This is a genomic window from Priestia sp. SIMBA_032 (assembly GCF_046535215.1).
Lineage (GTDB): Bacteria > Bacillota > Bacilli > Bacillales > Bacillaceae_H > Priestia > Priestia aryabhattai.
In genome coordinates this window covers 1-17,188 of sequence record NZ_JAWRXD010000041.1, presented here as the reverse complement: position 1 = coordinate 17,188, position 17,188 = coordinate 1, and the positions used below count along the sequence as shown (strand labels likewise).

The following is a 17,188-nucleotide window of genomic DNA, read 5'->3' as shown; positions in this document are numbered from 1 at the left end:
TCGAGCCATAGTAAAAACTCCCCTTAGATAAACAGATTTTTATTTTTTATCTGTCTACCTAACGGGGAGCATATCAAAAATAAAGGATTCTTTTTGATTAATTAATATTCATTAAAATATTCTTGGATTTTTTTAGGATCCTTTGTTTTAGTTAAAGCAAGCATTAAGAGTATACGTGCCTTTTGTGGATTCAACGAATCAGATGTCACAAATTTATCTTTATCGTCTGAAGCTTCATGAGTCACAACCCCACTTCCTACACGGCTAGATTTAGTAATGACTACTCCTTTTTTAACAGCATCTTTAGCACCTTCTAAAGCAGTATCAGACATTGATCCATTTCCTGCTCCTGCCACTACTATCCCTTTTGCTCCTGCTTTTACAGCAGCATCATAAAGATATCTATTATCATTTTGATATGTATAAAGAATGTCTACTTGAGGTAGTTTATCAAGTTTTGACACATTAAATATTGATTTTGTCGTATGTTTACGAGTAGGTTCATTATAAAATACTACCTTACCCCCCGCAATTTCTCCAACATATCCTTGTTCAGCAGATTTAAACGTATCTGTCGCTGTGGTATTTGTTTTAGTTATGTAGCGAGCTGCACCGATTCGATCGTTCAAAGTTACCAAGACACCTTTATTTTTAGCTTCCTTACTAGAAGCAATTTCCACTGCGTTGTATAAGTTTAATGGTCCATCTGCACTTATAGCTGTAGCTGGCCTCATTGACCCAACAATAACAACAGGTTTCTGACTTTTTACTACTAGATTTAGAAAGTAAGCTGTCTCTTCTAAAGTGTCTGTTCCATGTGTCACTACAATTCCATCAACATCCTTCGATGCTAATAAAGTATTAATTCGTTTTGCTAACTTTAATAAAGTTGAATTATCCATGTTTTGACTTCCTACATTTGCAATTTGTTCCCCACTAACATCGGCTACTTTTTTCATTTGAGGAACAGCCTCTATTAATGTTTCTACACCGAGAGCTCCTGCTTTATATCCAGTTGTATCTGTAGCACTATCAGAAGAACCAGCGATTGTCCCACCAGTAGCTAAAATTTTTATATTAGGTAAATCTTTTTTTTCCGAATGGCTTACAACCGTTTTGGAATTAGTGGTTGTTGCATCAGCAGATATTCCAATTCCTGAAAGTAACAATGTAGCTGATAAAATCGTTATTCCTATGTTTTTTTTAAGTTTCATAGTTATCTGTCTCCTTTATGTAATAAATGTGAAAGCTATATATTACACAGTATATTTATCTGATAATCAGCACAACAACTTCGTAAGATGTTCTAACATAGTTTAATACAACATATAACGTTATATATTGTAAGAACTCTTTAACTTTATATAAACTTATAAAAAGGTTTATCTATTACATCAGTTGTAGAGTAAGAACCCATTTGTCTTTATAAAACTAAAAAGCCCTTATAGCTAAGGGCTTTTTAGTTGAATTGTATTTTATTGGTCTTGTAATGTCTTAACGAATAACCTTTCGGTGTAGATTCGCTACTGTGCTAAACCTGTCTCTTTCATAGAATCTTCTAAGGTAGTCATAACCTCTGATGAATCGGAGCCTTGAGCAGTAATTTTAATAACAGCATCTTTTGGAATTGCTAAAGACAAAACACCCATAATTGATTTTAAATTAACTGCTTTTCCATTGAATTCTAAATCGACTTTAGAATCATATTTACTTGCAATTTGTACCAAAGTAGTTGCTGGGCGTGCGTGAATCCCTGATTTGTCAATAATCTTAAACTCTTTATCTACTTTCATATTTTGCTCTCTCCGCCTTTGATCTATATTTTTATTAAATACTATACTTTTTTAAATGTTCTTTTTAGCTTAAAAGTTAAGTGATTATAGTTCAAACATAACCTTTGTAAATACCTCTTTATTATCTATAATACGTTCAAATATTTCCGGCCCCATTTTAAGTGGAACTCGATGAGATATAAGTGGTTTTACTTGTAATTTCCCTACATCCATACAATGAATTGTTGTATGAAACTCTCTTCCAGGAAATGGGGAAGATACTGCATTCCATGATCCATATACAGTTAATTCTTGACGGACAATCTTTTCAAAATAAAAACGTTCAATTTGAACATCGGCATAAGGAATCCCCATAAAGACTACTTCTCCCCCCTTTTTGGGTAAAGCGAAAACTTGAGAAGAAGTGATTGGAGAGCCTGCAGCTTCAACTGCTAAGTCAACACCATTTCCATTTGTATATGTCATGATTTGTTCATGTATATCTCCATCTTTCGGATTTATTAATATGTCGGCTCCAACCTGATTTGCTAGATCCAATTTTTCATTTTCAATATCAATAGCATATACTATTTTCGCACCACAAATTTTTGCCCATTGGATTGCAAGTAAACCAATTGTTCCACATCCCATAACAGCAACAGAGTATCCGGGCTGCAAGTTGGTTTTAAAAATCCCATGAAGAGCAACCGCAGATGGCTCTACAAAGGCAGCTTCTTCAAAAGAAACACTATCTGGGATATGTATAACATTTTCTCTTGGTACCTTCACATAGGTAGCAAATCCCCCTGGAACCTTCGCACCTGTCACAAGTAGGTCAGGACATGCTGCGATATACCCTGATTGACAATACTTACACTTTCCACAATAAAGTGCAGGACATATAGCTACTCGGGCACCAACATCTAAATCTGTTACATTATCCCCGATCTCAATTACTTCACCAGCATATTCATGTCCCCAAATATTCCCCGGAGTTACAGGTCCCAATTTTTTATAACGAGAAATATCCGAACCACAAATACCTGCATTTCTTACCCTAATAATAACTTCATCTTCTTTTTCAATAGTTGGTTGAGGGGACTCTTCATATCTTAAATCCTGAATTCCATAGAAACGTAATGATTCCATTTATAATTAAACCCCCAAACTTACTGGTTACTCATTACCCTAAAAAACTTTTTCACCTCCACGCACTAATTTCTAATGACCTAGATATATCTAATATTAAGTCACCTTTACCTTATTTAAATCAAAATCTCTTTTTACCTTTGAAAATGGAATATACACCCTGTTGAAGTACTCATCATACAGTTGAAAATTTTCTGGAGTAGGAAGATATTTATCAAATAGATTAACAGGAATCTCATCAATAAAATTTTGCTTTAAAGAGGCTAATATAGCTGCCCCTTTTGAAACAGCTTCATCCGTTCTATAAGAAAGTACCTCACAGTTAAGAATGTCTGCCTTTAGTTGTAGCCATAACGGATTTAATGTTGCTGGTCCTATGACTTTAATACTTTCAATATCATGATTTGTCAGTTCTATATAAGCGTCTTTTAAAGTTTTCAATTCAAAGCACAAACCAGCAAAAATAGAGAATAAAATATCCTTTTTTTCCGTGTGATCCTGCAAGCCATACAAGAGACCCTTGGAATGAAGATCTCGATAAGGAGGACCACTTCCTCTTAAATGCGGAATAAAAACAAGCAAATTTTCTATAAAATCTGTGGACTTCTTTTGATACTCTTCATATAAAACATCGCTCATCTGTGCTAACTCATCTGGAGAGGTTAAAAAGTTTCTCGTAAACCAATTTAAACTATAGCCGGCTGTCGGCATCGATCCGTAAAGGCTAAACAAATTGTCTTTGACATATAAACCATTTGAAATAGCATATTGCTGAAAATCGCTATTTAAAAATGGCTCTCTTTTTAGTAAAAGTAATCCTTCTGTTGTTCCAGTTGAATTTAGTAGTTCCTTATTAACATCCAAGTTGGTACAAACTGATCCTGCCATATGGTCGTGACCAGCTATAGAAATAGTGGTAGTAGAACTTAACCCAACCTCAACAGCTAGGGAAGCTTTAAGAAGGGCATGAGCCTTACCGGACTCAACAATGGTGGGAAATGTCTGGGGTGATAATTTAAAATCTTCAATTAATTTTTCAGACCAATTTCCAGTCGATATATCCAGCAATAACGTTCTGGACGCAAGACTCACATCTGTTGCATATAATCCAGACAGCTTAAAAGCAATAAAACCTGATAAACACGTCCATTTTTTAAGATTTGCATATTGATCAGGGAACTGATTTCTAATCCAAAGTAGCTTGGTAAGACTATGGTTGCTGTGAGAGACTATACCAGTAGTTCGGTATAGTTCTTCCCTTCCAACAATGTCATTAACTAATTCAGCTTCCGATTGAGAGCGAGGATCGTACCAAGTAATAGTTGGTTCTAAAATTTGATCGTGTTCATCTAATAAAACAATAGTTTGGGCTGCACTAGCTATTGAAATAGCTTTTATCTCTTCAGGATTGTTTACTTTTTTTGAGAGGAGGTGAATTCCTTTCTTCACACCCTCCCAAATTTTCTCCATCTCAAATTCTGATTCTTTTTCACTCCATTTAGTGGGAGTTGAGAAACGATGTAAATCCACTAATTCAAAACTTGGTAATTGAAAGAGACAGACTTTTACGTTAGTTGTTCCGATATCAATTCCAATTACATACATGTTTAATCCCATCCTTTTACTTTAGGCATTATCTGTTTAAAGTGCTAAATTTATCAATAACTACTTCTTTAACATTAGATTGTGCTTCTAACAGCACATTAATAAGATTATACTCATTTGGATTTTGTTCATATCGTTTTCCGACCGAAGAGATGAATCGTTTACGCAGATCACTTGCAAGGTTTATTTTACGTACATTGTAATTTTTTAATTGTCCTAAGATGTCATCAGGAATTCCAGAACCACCATGGATAACTAATGGAACCTCAACAGTATCTGCTATTTCACGAAGTAATTCTAAATTAATTTGAGGCTGCTCATCTAAACCATGTATATTTCCTACAGATACAGCCAAAAGGTCGATTCCTGTACGTTCTACAAATTCTCTTGCAAGCTTAGGGTCTGTTTGGGCTGACTCATCAGACTCGTGGTCATCTTCTTTACCGCCTAACTCTCCTAATTCGGCTTCCACTGAGACTCCCCGATCGTGACAATACTCTACAACTTCTTTAGTAAACTTGATATTTTCTTCGTATGGTAACTTTGAAGCGTCAATCATGACTGAGTTAAAACCTGCATCTACTGCCTGCTTTACATCTTCAAAAGTCATCCCATGATCTAAATGTAAGGTTACAGGAACACTTGCTTTCTCTGCAGCAGATTTTACAATATTAGCAATGTAATCATATCCAGAAAGCTTAACATTTGTAGGAGCAATTTGAACAATAACTGGGTAACCTAGCTCTTCTGCTCCCTGAATAATAGACAGTGTCATTTCTAAATTAGTTGTATTAAAGGCTGGAGCAATAAGGTTTTTCTCCTCTAACAATTTCAAGAACGGTTTCATATTTACTAATGGCATATTATATTCCCCTTTATAAATTAATCTATAATAACTACTTTCATAACTTCTTCATCAGGATTTGCAGCAAGTGTAATAGCTTCTCCTAATTCCTCAATCTTCATTTCGTGTGTAATCATTTTTTCAGCATCGATTGTTCCATTTGAAATGTGTAAAATGGCCTCTTCAAATTCATAAGGAGATACACTATAGGTACCTACTATTGATATTTCATCCTTAAAGAATCTTCCTGCATCAATTTTTACTTCAGGGTTCTTATCGAATGGAGAAAAGCAAATTATGCGTCCACCACGTCTTAACAATTGCACAGCTTCTGAGAGTAGTGAAGAAACTCCCGCAGCAATGATAACAGCATCAACGCCTTGATTATTCGTAACGCTATCTATAACCTCTTTAAGGTTTTCATGCTTAATATTCACTGTGTAATCGATTCCAAATTCCTTTGCTTTTGATAGCTTATACTCAGAGATATCAGAAATAATTACATTGCTAACATCCTTATGCTTTAAAAGTTGTCCATGAATCAGACCAATTGGACCTGCACCCATAACTAAAACATTATCTCCAGGACGTATATCTGCAGCTTTCTGACCATGAATACAACATGCTATGGGTTCTGCTAAAGATGCATGCTGATAGCTCATGGTGGTAGGAATTTCAAAAAGCAAATGACGTACATGTCTTTCAGGCAATCGGATATATTCTGCAAATCCACCTGGATCTATATTCGTTTCTCTAAATTCAGGACAGAGGGTATAATGTTGTCGTTGGCAATAGTGACAAGTAAAACAAGGAACGTGAATAGCTCCAACAACTCTGTCCCCGACATTAAATTTTGTAACACCTTCTCCTACCTGAACAATTTCACCTGCATATTCATGCCCAAGAACAGTTTCAGGATTAACGGTTTTATGAATTGCTTTGTGAATATCTGTTCCACATAACCCGCAGGCTTTTAACTTTAGTAATACTTCTCCATAACCGATCTGTGGAGTTTTAATATCTTCTACTCGAAAATCTTTAACATCATGGTATACAGTGGCTTTCATTATAAGGCTCCTTTTTTTGAGAATAGGCAATGCTAACAATGCCTATATCTCAAACTAGTAATTCGCACTACTATTGTTAAATATAAAACTTAGATAATCTCCACTATTAGGCCTTTAAGTCACCATTCTCATCAAAATCTTTTCTAGTGATTTTATATGCCCACCAAATCACAAGAGCGATAACTGGAATTGCCCCAATAGCGAAAATATTTCCTTGAGATAACATAACCAACCAGTAACGGAATGGGTTACCTCCGTCTAAAAAACTATTCACTAAGGATGATGCTCCTTCTGGAAACTTGAACTTAATGCTCTTTGCTACTTGAGTTACAAGTGGTGCCAAGTAAGAAGCAATATATAAATTAGCAATGATAACTGGTATGCCGATTATAACTGATCGTATGATATTACCTTGACAGGCAAGAACAATCATTGCCATTGGTACTGTTAAAGTCGATAAATCACCTAGTGGAATAATCTTGTTTCCTGGCAGAATAACAGCTAACAAGATAGTAATTGGCGTCATTAATAAAGCTGTTGAAATAACTGCAGGGTTACCAATTGCAACTGAGATATCAAGACCAATCGTAATATCCTGCCGATCTGGAAACTTCTTTTTAAGCAGAGCTTTAATAGCATCAGACAGTGGGATTAACCCCTCCATCAGAATACGAACCATACGAGGCATTATAAGCATGACTGCCCCCAAGTTCATTCCTAATTGCAATATTTTATCGAAACTAAAGCCTGCAATAATTCCAATGAGGATACCTAGAATTAACCCGATCATCATTGGCTCACCAAATACGCCAAATCGTTTTTGTATAGACTCAGGATCAGCTTTTAATTTTTTTACTCCAGGTATAGAATCAATAATTTTATTTCCCAATACCCCAACCGGAAAAAATACGGCTGAAGACAAGGTCGGAAGTGAAACACCAGGCAAATTAAATCGTTTTTGTATATAAGGAGCAGACCAATCAGCTATTTTAAGAGTTGCAATTGTAGCTATGGCCGCACCTAGCAAGCCTAAAAAGAAACTGCCTGTAGCACTATAAACTAATGCTCCTGCAAAAGCAAAATGCCAGTAGTTCCATAAATCAATATCGACAGTTTTTGTCCAACGAAGCATGATCATGACAATATTTAGTAACACAACCATAGGGATGACGAAAGGTGCCACAGGTGATGCGAAAGCAATTGCTGCTAGTGGCGGCCAACCAGTGTCCACTACTGGTAAATCTATTCCTGTTCTATCTACCATAGCTTTAGCTGCAGGTCCAACACTTTCAATCAATAGATTGAATATTAAGAATATTCCAACAAATCCCATACCTATAATAACAGCCGATCTTAGCGCCTTTCCCGGTTTAACCCGGAAACAAATCGCCAGTATAAATACAACGATTGGGAGCATAACTGTAGGTCCAAGTCCCAGAATGTACTGAAATGCTTCTAATATCTGATGTCCCATTTAATTCATCCTTTCAACAGAGTAATGATATTATCAAGTACCTCTTCCTCTCCAAAACCTGTAATAATAGGTAATGCATTTACAAGAGGTGTATTTAATTTTGTCTCTACCTGTGAGGTAGCTACAAATAAATCTACTGTGTTATCTAGTGAAGGTAACTCCCCTATAATTGCTTGTTGATACACTACATCGATTCCATGGTCTTTACAATGTTCTACTACTTTCTCTGCTACTACCGTTGATGTTGCAATACCACTTGAACAAGCAAATACAATATGTTTTTTCATTTTAAAATTCCTCCAAATTTATAATTTTTATTTTGTAATTTATAATCTTATTCTGTAGACAATGTCTCTGATAAGTAACTGTATAGATGGCTTTGAGGCATATTTGAAATCTCTTCCAAAGATCCTTCTTCTTTAATTAGTTCTATGATTTGTTTTAGAATATTTAAATGCTTTGTACTTTTTGACAGGCCTAATAGAAAAATGACTTTTACCTCAATACTATTTTTTTTATCTACCATGTCTTGAAATACAACAGGTTTATCTAAAACAGCAACAGCAAGTGAATCTTGTTTAACATGTTTAGGGTCAGTGTGAGGAATAGCGATTCCCATGTCAGTGGCTTGCAAGCCTGTAGGAGCATTTACTTCCCTATTTATTAAACTTTCATAAAAGCTATCATGGATAAACCCTTGTTCTAGAAGTGAGTCTGCTAGAACTTTTAGCGCTTCCTCCTTATTGGATGCCTGTAAATCTGTGAAGACAGATTCTTCTGAGATAATGATTCTGGACATTCTCTCTCTCCTTTCTTTATTTATAAGAAAATTTATCAATAATAGATATTATTTCCTTTTTTGTTGTGGCACTTTTTATATTTTCTATATCGTGCGGGCTTTCTGCCATTCTTCTAAGTTGTAGGATAGGTCGGATATGCTTTTCTTTATCAACAGCAGCAATCACACAAATCAGCTTGACAAAATTTCCACCTGCAAATTCTACAGGCTCACTCAACTTTAAAAAGCTCATACCTACCTGATAAACATCGTTCTCTGGTCTAGAGTGCGGAATGGCAATATTTTTAGCTAGCATGATATAGTTACTATCATTTTCATATTGTTCAATCATGGCTTCTACATAGTTAGGACCAATATAATTGTTTTTTAATAAGGGTTCTGAAGCTACCCATAATGCTTCTTTCCAATCTTCCACACTTTCTCTAACGGTAATTGTTTCTGAATTTATTAAGTCCTTAAGTGTTAATTTAGATTCTGTTTCAATTTTGGTATCACTTATAAAGTTATTTTTACTAAAAAAGCTACTTAAGTTTCTTAATAATCCATTAGGATCTTTAATCTCAGCATGTTCACTAATGACTTGTACCAAATCTTTTAAATCAAATTTATTAGGTACAAAACCATATTTTTCATAAAGAACTCTTTTCCTAAGCTCATTTTTCTCTCTTTCATTTATCATAGGTGGAACAATATACTGTTTAATATTTGTAGATAATCTTTGAGTAGTAAATACAATATCAATTCTCTTCTTATAGTTAGAAAATTCTCTATGTGACATAGACTCAAGGAACATAAACTCAGGAAATATCGATTTTAAATTTACTTGTAGTAGTTTTGATACTGATACTCCGTTAGGGCAAACAACTGCAGCAATTTTCTTATTGCTTAGTTGAACCCCGTGTTGAGTCAACCATCCACCAACAATCATTGTTAAAAAGATACCTTCACTCTCTGGGATGGAACAACCTAATAAGAATTCAAGAGGACCCATAGATACCTTAACTACTTCGTGTAAATCCTCTAATTTTTCATCAAATTTAATAAACGTTGAAGTCATCAAACCCAAATTGTATTTAATTCGATAATAAGCTGGTTTTACATGAAGCAATAATTTATCTATTAACTCTTGCTTATTTGGAATTTCAATAGCACTAATATTTTCTACAATCTTAACCATTTCAAATAAGGCATTCTTTAAATCTGACAACCTTTCGTCATTCAGAACTTGGGAAGAAGATATATTCATCGTTAAAAGCTGCAAAGTGAGAAACAGTAGCTCTTTAGGCGGTATATTCTCAAATTCTGAGAAAACCTTGACTACAGCTTGATATTCTTTGGTGTCTTTCAGATCAAGGAAATTAATATTAAAATTTGGCTCAATGATTTTCCCTTCATTTACTCGGTTTATCCAAACAGCTATAATGTAAGGAAGCGCTAATAGCCTCTCATCTGTAAATTTTATACTTAAGTAAACTTCGATTTGTTCGAGTTTTTTTCGAAGGGTTTCTATTTCCTCTTCTTTGATTACTGTATAATGTAAGAGAATTTTTTCCCCTTTATAAAATGAGAGTATTGTCTGTATGACCATAATTAGTAATCGTCTTTTATCAAACTCTTGACCTTGAATTCTGTAGCCATCTTGACGTGAATAAACTATTTTAAGCCGGTAGTTTTCTAAATCACATTGGGCTGCCTTTATTGTTCTTAATACTGTATTCTTTCCCACCCCAAGTGCTGAGGATAAATGAATTAATGATAGCTCCTCATCTCTACTAAGTAACATGAGTAGAAGAACTGTAATACGTTCCTTCTCGGATAAAATGTATGTTTCTACATCCATATCTTCATTATTTAAGGGAAGTATATGAGTTAGTGATGAAGGTACAATAAAGTTTCCAGTTTTTGTTCTTTCAATTTTAGGTTGATTTAAACTACCTATCCAATCATTAACCTTATCAAAGCTATAATTAATTTGACGTCGATTAATTCCTAGCTTACCTTCTAAAACAGTTAAGGATGTGTTTGGATTGTTTATAATTTCCTGGAGTAATTTCATGCTCCTTTTATCGATATGCACTTACTAACACCTCCTTCTTGATATTAATTGTAAACGCTAACAGCTATATGAGTAAGCCCCATTTCATCACCACTTTTTGTATGTATTTATCATGTGAATTGTTTCACGTATAAATGATATTATAACAATAGTTATAAAAAAGCTTACATTATAGACAAGATGCAAGCAGGTCTAGTTATAGAAATTATAATTAAAGTAAACCAATTTTTAGAGTAATGACACGTTCATCGAAATTAATCAGTTGAAGGCAAAAACAATAAAAAAACGGCCGGGTAATTATTTAATACCTTCATAAAAATCCATATTAAGGGAAGGAGTTCCAAACCTAATAAAGAACACCTTCCTATCTGTTGTTTACTAATTAGGAAGGTGCTCTTTATTAATATAAAAAATCATTTAAGTCATTTGATAAGCGTTTTTTCAGGTTGGTTTATTGCATTATTTTTACTTGGTAATTCATCTGGTGTCTTTAAGAATGGTGTCAAAATAGCACTTAGTATATAACATCCAGCATAGATAAATAAAACACCGCCTGCTCCAAGTGACTTGAAAAATAATCCTGCAATTGCAGGAGCTAAGAACGTACTTAATCCAGCTCCTAAATTTAATATCGACATTGCAGCTCCTTTATTATCTGGTGCTAGGAGAGGAAAAAGAGCTGATAATGGAACATATCCTGCCATAGTGACCCCACATAAACTTAGTACCATGGTCATTACTAAATAATTATGTCCCACTATATGTGGTGTGAAGTAGACAAGTACAAGGACGATTGCATATCCTACCCCACCAACCCATTGTATAGTATTTCTCCATCCAAATTTGTCTCCAACAAATCCAAAAAACAGATTAGCAAAAATAGCTACTGTAAATACTATTGACCACATATGTAGCCATTCCGTTGTAGAATAACCAAACTGAGCAAGATAAATAGGCATGAATACAGCAAGACCATATTGAGCTAATCCATTAATTGTTTTAACAATTAGACCTAGTGAAATCTGTTTTCTTTTTAGAATAGTAAGCCCTTTCAAAAATTCCGATAACTGTAATTTATGAATTTCAGAGTTTGGTACTTTATCTTTATTTGCAAAGATTGCTAGTAACGAGCCAACTATTACAAAAATTAATCCGGACCATAAAACATTAATATGTCCCATAACAGGAATTGCGACAGATGAGTAAAACGGTCCAAGGACGCTTAAACCCAGAGAAAACATAAACCAAAACCATCCTACTGCAGCTCCTCTTGTTTTTAAAGGAGAGCTATAGTTAATCCATATTAAAAAAGAATAAGCAAATAACGGATAACCAAATCCTCTAATAGCATAAAACGGCAGCATGATAGACAAGTTAAGTTTATAAATACCTAATCCAATAAAACCAAGACTTCCTATTAAAAAAGCAATCAACCCAAAGGCCATAGCTTTCCTAGGTCCTAGTGTTTGTACAAAAATCCCAGAAAGCCATGCAGAAATAGCAACTGTGACTCCATAAATAGTAAGCAAAAGGGAAGCATCTTCGATGCTCATCCCTCTTGAAACTAAGTAAGGTGAAATCCATGCTTGCTCGACACCATCACCTATCATAAATATAGTAAGACCTATATACCCCCACAATAAGTTTTTTGGTAACCCAATCTTATTGAACATAGCGATTATCTCCTTTAGACAATACTAGTAGCTAAGTTATCTACTTGGTCTTTTATTAAACACATTAAAAGTTGCTGAGCTTGTAGAGCATCTTCTTTCTGGATAATTTCTTCTACTTTATCTAATCCGTAATTTTCTAGAAAAGCATCCAATAATTTGTACATTTTAATGTTTTGCTCACATTCTTTTACAGGATCCTCACGAATTGGGAATGTATCGAAATAAATAAGTCCATCATAATTATATTTCTTCGCATAATAAATGAATTCTAAAGTTTGAAGTAAATGGACAGTCCCCAACATTAAACCGTCGTCATTATCGTTATAGCCATCATTCAAATGGAAGCCCATTAGTCTATTTTTTCTTGCTGCAAGAGCTAGCGAATAAGCTGGGTTCTCTTTTCTCATTAGCATATGACAAAAGTCAAGGGTAACCCCTAAGTTAGGAGAAGCTACTTCTTCAATTACTAATAATGTAGTTGCTATATCCCCTACTAAAGAAAATGCTCTTGGCTGATATGGTTTATATTCAAAACTAATTTTACTGTCAGGGTACCGTTGTGTAATTTGTTTTAAAGCATCAACGACCTTATCGACTGCTTTTTCATAATCCAATTGGAATGGATAGTCAAAACCGTCATTTGCCAGCCAGATCGTAGTAACGTCCCCTCCCAAATCATTACATAGTTGTACTGCTTCCATTGTTTCATTAATGGCTTTTTGACGAATAGTTTCATTTGGGTTAGCAAATTCACCAAAGTCATAATGATCTTTAAAGCGTAGTGCAATCCCACTTACTTTTAGGTGTGTTTTATTTAAAGCATCTTGTATTTCTTGAACTGTTGTCCCTACAAAATGTTCAGGATAATTTAGCTCAACGTGAGTTAATCCTTTTACAGTTGCCATTCTGGAAATATAGTCAAGAACCGTTAAAGATTTATTATCGTAGTCCTTAAAGAAAATTTCCTTTTTAGTTTTAAATGAATTTAATCTTGTTGAAAATTTCATTTACTTCACTCCTCTATAAATTTGTTTTCAGATGGAAGGTTTAACTTAAACAGATTATAGAATCTTTTTTACTAATAAGTAAACAAAAATAAAAAACTTAACTGAAAATATTTATTTTTGACCATTTCAGCAATAAAAATTTTACTTTTATAAAATAAATAATAAAATATTTACATTGAAACGCTTTCTTTATACGTGATATAATAACCCTAATTCAGAAGGAAGGTCATAACAATGAAATCAAACAATATAGAGGGAAAAGAAGTCATTTTATATGCGCGTAGCCTTGCTCCGTCACTTGGAAAGAAAGAAAAATTAATAGTGAATTTTATTAGTAATCAATATCAAGAACTAGCAAAGATGACGATTAGCAGTCTTGCTTCTCACCTTAATGTAAGTGAATCAAGTATTACAAAAGTGTGCAAAAAACTTAAGTGTGAAGGATTTTACGAGTTAAAACATGCAATAGCTGATTACTTAGAAAATGGAGAAACTGCAGTTAGCGATGAAATGCAAGAGGATTTTGATCATGAAGACGATAATGAAACGATTTTAGAGAAAGTATTCTTTAATTCGATTGTAGCGTTACAAGATACATTATCCGTTATTAATCGCCAAGCATTGAGCAAAGCAATAAATGCGTTAGAAAATATTCAAGTTAACGGCAAATTAGTATTAGTAGGAAATGGTGGATCCGGCGTACTCTGTGAAGACTTTCAGCATAAATTACTAAAAATAGGTATTTTTACTGTTTCATATAGAGATTCTCATATGCAATTAATGGGGGCATCGTTAGTAAAAAAGGGTGACGTAGTATTAGGTATATCTCACTCAGGAACTTCAAAAGATGTGATAGATATCTTCAAATTAGCTCAAGAGAAAGAAGCCACTACTATCTGTATTACTAATCATGTAAAAAGCCCAGTTACGGAGTTTTCAGATATTGTCTTGCACTCTTCTGCTCGGAACTCTCCTATTACAGGTGAAAATGCTGCTGCAAGAATCGCTCAATTAAATATACTAGATGTTCTATTTACCGTTTTAAGTTTAAATCAGCAAAATTTATCTTACGAAAATTTATTAAAAACAAAAGAGTCGGTGATATCTCACCGAACTTAAAAGTCGGAGGAGATCTAGAAGTGGAAGTAAAAAATGTCGTAGTTATTGGTAGCTTAAATTTCGATATCATAGTAAAGCAACAACGCATGCCAAATAAAGGAGAAACATTTATTGCTGATGAATTGGTACAAGGTCCCGGAGGAAAAGGTGCTAATCAAGCAGCTCAATGTGCTAAGTTAGGGTTGCCGACGGTTATGGTCGGAAAAGTTGGAGACGACCGTTTTGGTGAGGCTTTGCTAGGATCATTAACTGCTTTTGGAGTTAATACTTCTTATATAAAAAAGCTCGGTTCAACCGGTATGGGCCTTGTTCATGTAATGCCCGACGGGGATTATTACAGTACGATTGTTAAAGGAGCAAATGATTTAATTACAAGAAATGATATTGATGAAATAGCTCATTTATTAGATTCCTCTTCTTTTATAGTTTTACAACAGGAGATTCCTGAAGATGTTATAGAATACATTATTACTAAATACGAAAGCAATGACTTAAAAATTGTGTTAAATAATGCTCCTGCTCGAGAAGTGAGAGAGGATATACTAAAATACGTCGATGTTTTAGTGGTTAATGAAACAGAGGCTTCCTTTATGGCAGGAAAACCTATAAATTCTGCTGCCGATGCAATTAATATAGGGAAAGAAATGCTACCTCTTACCGGTGGGATGGTGGTTATTACATTAGGAAAAGACGGATCTGTAGTAGTAACGGAATCATATAGTAATTTCTTCCCTGCTGAAAACGTCCAAGCTGTAGATGCTACTGGCGCAGGAGATTCTTTTATTGGGGCACTTATCTATGCACTGTCAGAAGGTTTATCCATTGATCAATGTATGAAATTCGCTACTCATGTCAGTGCGATAACTGTTACTAAAGAGGGTGGACAGCATTCATTTCCCACCAAGAGAGAGATCGAAAGTATTCTTATTTAAGGAAAAACTCTTTTAAAAATGAAAAGGAGAAATCCCGTGTCTTCAACATAGGATTTCTCCTTTTTTATTAGTGAATTTTTAGATCATAATCTTTAAATTCATCATAAATAGCAAACTATCAATAAAAATACATCACTTGACCTCTACGCCTCATGGCGAAAATTACGCACTTTTTCTACAAGTTGTATAAATGTAAAAACTATTATAGCGAAAGTATTTTACTATTTATTTAACATTATAGAATTTCCTTATATATTTCTCTTTATAATCTATATATTTACTCCAACGTTCTCATTATCTAATATAATCTTCAAATGTAGCATTTCTAACTAAAATATAACCACCACATTCATCTTCGGTCTGTTTTGCAATAGACTCTTCGTTAATGGGAAATGTATCATCTGTATCAAGGTACTAAAAGGATTATGATAAGATTTTTATGACCAAGCCTTTTTTAAGAGTTCCACACCTCTCGTAATTTCATCGCGAGAAAGATTGCTAAAGCCAAGCTTAATAATTGGTTTATCAGGATTGTTTTTAATCACGTAAAGTGAGATGGGATACACTTTAACACCATAAAGGGAAGCTTGTCTGATTAACCACTCTTCTGAGTGATTCAGATGTACTTTAACTAATAAATATAAACCAGACTGTTCACCAATAATGGATATACTTTGATCAAACTCTTTTTTTAATACTGATACTAAGTGCTGCATTTTTCGTTTATAAACCAGACGCATGCGTTTGATATGACGACTCCATTCTCCCTCTTCCATAAATTTAGCCATTGTGAGTTGGCTAAGAATTGAAGTGGTACTTTCGAATTGAAGAAATTTATTTTTGTAATGATTTAAAATGGGTTGAGGCAATACCATATAACTTAAACGGATTCCTGGGAGAAAGGCCTTCGAAAAATTTCCTAGATAGATGACTCTTGCAGAATCAATAGAGGCAAGAGCAGGAAATGGCTTTTGTGTATAGCGAAATTCACTATCATAATCATCTTCAATAATATATCCATGCATCTCATTAACCCACTGAATAAGCATTTGCCGTTGTTGAATAGACATGCTTACTCCAATTGGACTTTGATGGGAAGGGGTTACATATATTAATCGTGATTTCATTTGTTCTAGTTGTGAGAGATCAGCACCCGTTTCATAAACGGGCAAAGTTTCAAACATAAAACGATGAAATTGAAAAGCTTCTCTAGCACCGTCATAACCAGGGTCTTCAACTATAATACTCTGGAATTCATCTTTCATTATATGTCCAAGATATACAAGCATTTGTTGGGTACTACTACCGATGATAATAGAATCTGCATCTGCTTTTACTCCTCTAGATTGGAGCAAGTACGCGGAAATTTGTTCGCGCAGGCATTCTTCTCCAAAGGGTTCTCCGTATCTAAAGCTGTCCTGTAATGTTAATACTTGATTGGAAATTCGCCTCCAAATCTTCAGTGAAAAATGTGTTTGATCAACGGCATCTGCTCTAAAATTAACTACTGGAGGTTTCTTTGACTCTTTTTGCTTTTTATCATGGGAGATTAATGACTCCTGAAATATTAGAGGTTCTAACTCATTTGCAAAATAACCTTTTCGTCCCTCCCCGCGAATATACCCTTCAGCAACCAGTTGTTCATATGCCATTAAAGTTGTATTTCGGCTTACTTGTAAGGAATCCGCAAG

15 protein-coding genes are annotated in these 17,188 nt (G+C 34.4%); 2 read left to right on the top strand and 13 right to left on the bottom strand.

Going from position 1 to position 17,188, the window contains the following annotated elements:
* Window positions 1–101: 101 nt before the first annotated feature.
* The 12 genes from SB717_RS32205 to SB717_RS32150 all read right to left on the bottom strand — a co-directional run bounded on the left by SB717_RS32205 (window position 102) and on the right by SB717_RS32150 (window position 13,446).
* On the bottom strand, window positions 102–1,214 hold the full coding sequence (locus SB717_RS32205; RefSeq protein WP_410906792.1) for a type II asparaginase: 1,113 nt from the start codon (window positions 1,212–1,214) through the stop codon (window positions 102–104).
* Window positions 1,215–1,523: 309 nt separating this feature from the next.
* Entirely contained in the window at window positions 1,524–1,793 is a 270-nt protein-coding gene (locus SB717_RS32200; RefSeq protein WP_155660894.1) for a phosphocarrier protein HPr, read from the bottom strand.
* 84 nt (window positions 1,794–1,877) lie between these two features.
* On the bottom strand, window positions 1,878–2,921 hold the full coding sequence (locus SB717_RS32195) for a galactitol-1-phosphate 5-dehydrogenase (RefSeq protein ID WP_410906790.1): 1,044 nt from the start codon (window positions 2,919–2,921) through the stop codon (window positions 1,878–1,880).
* A gap of 96 nt (window positions 2,922–3,017) precedes the next feature.
* Complete coding sequence (locus SB717_RS32190; protein ID WP_410906788.1) at window positions 3,018–4,526, bottom strand: FGGY-family carbohydrate kinase; 1,509 nt, start codon at window positions 4,524–4,526, stop codon at window positions 3,018–3,020.
* Between the two features lie 28 nt (window positions 4,527–4,554).
* Window positions 4,555–5,388 (bottom strand): class II aldolase, encoded by an 834-nt coding sequence (locus SB717_RS32185; protein WP_410906786.1) that lies wholly within the window; start codon window positions 5,386–5,388, stop codon window positions 4,555–4,557.
* Between the two features lie 20 nt (window positions 5,389–5,408).
* Window positions 5,409–6,437, bottom strand: coding sequence for a zinc-dependent dehydrogenase (locus SB717_RS32180; protein WP_410906784.1), 1,029 nt, complete (start codon window positions 6,435–6,437; stop codon window positions 5,409–5,411).
* 106 nt (window positions 6,438–6,543) lie between these two features.
* Entirely contained in the window at window positions 6,544–7,911 is a 1,368-nt protein-coding gene (locus tag SB717_RS32175) for a PTS galactitol transporter subunit IIC (protein ID WP_410906782.1), read from the bottom strand.
* A 5-nt stretch (window positions 7,912–7,916) separates the two neighbouring features.
* Window positions 7,917–8,198, bottom strand: coding sequence for a PTS sugar transporter subunit IIB (locus SB717_RS32170; RefSeq protein WP_155660888.1), 282 nt, complete (start codon window positions 8,196–8,198; stop codon window positions 7,917–7,919).
* A gap of 47 nt (window positions 8,199–8,245) precedes the next feature.
* Complete coding sequence (locus SB717_RS32165) at window positions 8,246–8,710, bottom strand: PTS sugar transporter subunit IIA (RefSeq protein WP_410906779.1); 465 nt, start codon at window positions 8,708–8,710, stop codon at window positions 8,246–8,248.
* 16 nt (window positions 8,711–8,726) lie between these two features.
* The gene (locus SB717_RS32160; protein WP_410906777.1) at window positions 8,727–10,787 is read right to left on the bottom strand and encodes a BglG family transcription antiterminator; all 2,061 of its coding nucleotides are present in this window, start codon (window positions 10,785–10,787) and stop codon (window positions 8,727–8,729) included.
* 401 nt (window positions 10,788–11,188) lie between these two features.
* A complete protein-coding gene (locus tag SB717_RS32155; protein WP_410906775.1) occupies window positions 11,189–12,439 on the bottom strand; it encodes an MFS transporter in 1,251 nt (416 codons plus the stop codon).
* A gap of 14 nt (window positions 12,440–12,453) precedes the next feature.
* Window positions 12,454–13,446: a sugar phosphate isomerase/epimerase family protein gene (locus tag SB717_RS32150; protein WP_410906773.1), complete on the bottom strand. Its 993-nt coding sequence runs from the start codon at window positions 13,444–13,446 to the stop codon at window positions 12,454–12,456.
* 234 nt (window positions 13,447–13,680) lie between these two features.
* Between SB717_RS32150 and SB717_RS32145 the strand changes: the two genes are divergently transcribed.
* Together SB717_RS32145 and SB717_RS32140 are read left to right on the top strand one after the other, a co-directional pair.
* Window positions 13,681–14,565, top strand: coding sequence for a MurR/RpiR family transcriptional regulator (locus tag SB717_RS32145; protein ID WP_410906771.1), 885 nt, complete (start codon window positions 13,681–13,683; stop codon window positions 14,563–14,565).
* Between the two features lie 20 nt (window positions 14,566–14,585).
* On the top strand, window positions 14,586–15,497 hold the full coding sequence (locus tag SB717_RS32140) for a ribokinase (RefSeq protein WP_410906769.1): 912 nt from the start codon (window positions 14,586–14,588) through the stop codon (window positions 15,495–15,497).
* Between the two features lie 437 nt (window positions 15,498–15,934).
* Here the strand turns inward: SB717_RS32140 and pdxR are convergent.
* A partial coding sequence (pdxR, locus tag SB717_RS32135; RefSeq protein WP_410906767.1) for a MocR-like pyridoxine biosynthesis transcription factor PdxR occupies window positions 15,935–17,188 on the bottom strand: 1,254 nt, incomplete at its 5' end.

Bases quoted from the DNA above. Each gene is read 5' to 3' on its own strand.
- SB717_RS32205 (WP_410906792.1), bottom strand. From the start codon at position 1,214: ATGAAACTTAAAAAAAACATAGGAATAACGATTTTATCAGCTACATTG.
- SB717_RS32200 (WP_155660894.1), bottom strand. From the start codon at position 1,793: ATGAAAGTAGATAAAGAGTTTAAGATTATTGACAAATCAGGGATTCAC.
- SB717_RS32195 (WP_410906790.1), bottom strand. From the start codon at position 2,921: ATGGAATCATTACGTTTCTATGGAATTCAGGATTTAAGATATGAAGAG.
- SB717_RS32190 (WP_410906788.1), bottom strand. From the start codon at position 4,526: ATGTATGTAATTGGAATTGATATCGGAACAACTAACGTAAAAGTCTGT.
- SB717_RS32185 (WP_410906786.1), bottom strand. From the start codon at position 5,388: ATGCCATTAGTAAATATGAAACCGTTCTTGAAATTGTTAGAGGAGAAA.
- SB717_RS32180 (WP_410906784.1), bottom strand. From the start codon at position 6,437: ATGAAAGCCACTGTATACCATGATGTTAAAGATTTTCGAGTAGAAGAT.
- SB717_RS32175 (WP_410906782.1), bottom strand. From the start codon at position 7,911: ATGGGACATCAGATATTAGAAGCATTTCAGTACATTCTGGGACTTGGA.
- SB717_RS32170 (WP_155660888.1), bottom strand. From the start codon at position 8,198: ATGAAAAAACATATTGTATTTGCTTGTTCAAGTGGTATTGCAACATCA.
- SB717_RS32165 (WP_410906779.1), bottom strand. From the start codon at position 8,710: ATGTCCAGAATCATTATCTCAGAAGAATCTGTCTTCACAGATTTACAG.
- SB717_RS32155 (WP_410906775.1), bottom strand. From the start codon at position 12,439: ATGTTCAATAAGATTGGGTTACCAAAAAACTTATTGTGGGGGTATATA.
- SB717_RS32150 (WP_410906773.1), bottom strand. From the start codon at position 13,446: ATGAAATTTTCAACAAGATTAAATTCATTTAAAACTAAAAAGGAAATT.
- SB717_RS32145 (WP_410906771.1), top strand. From the start codon at position 13,681: ATGAAATCAAACAATATAGAGGGAAAAGAAGTCATTTTATATGCGCGT.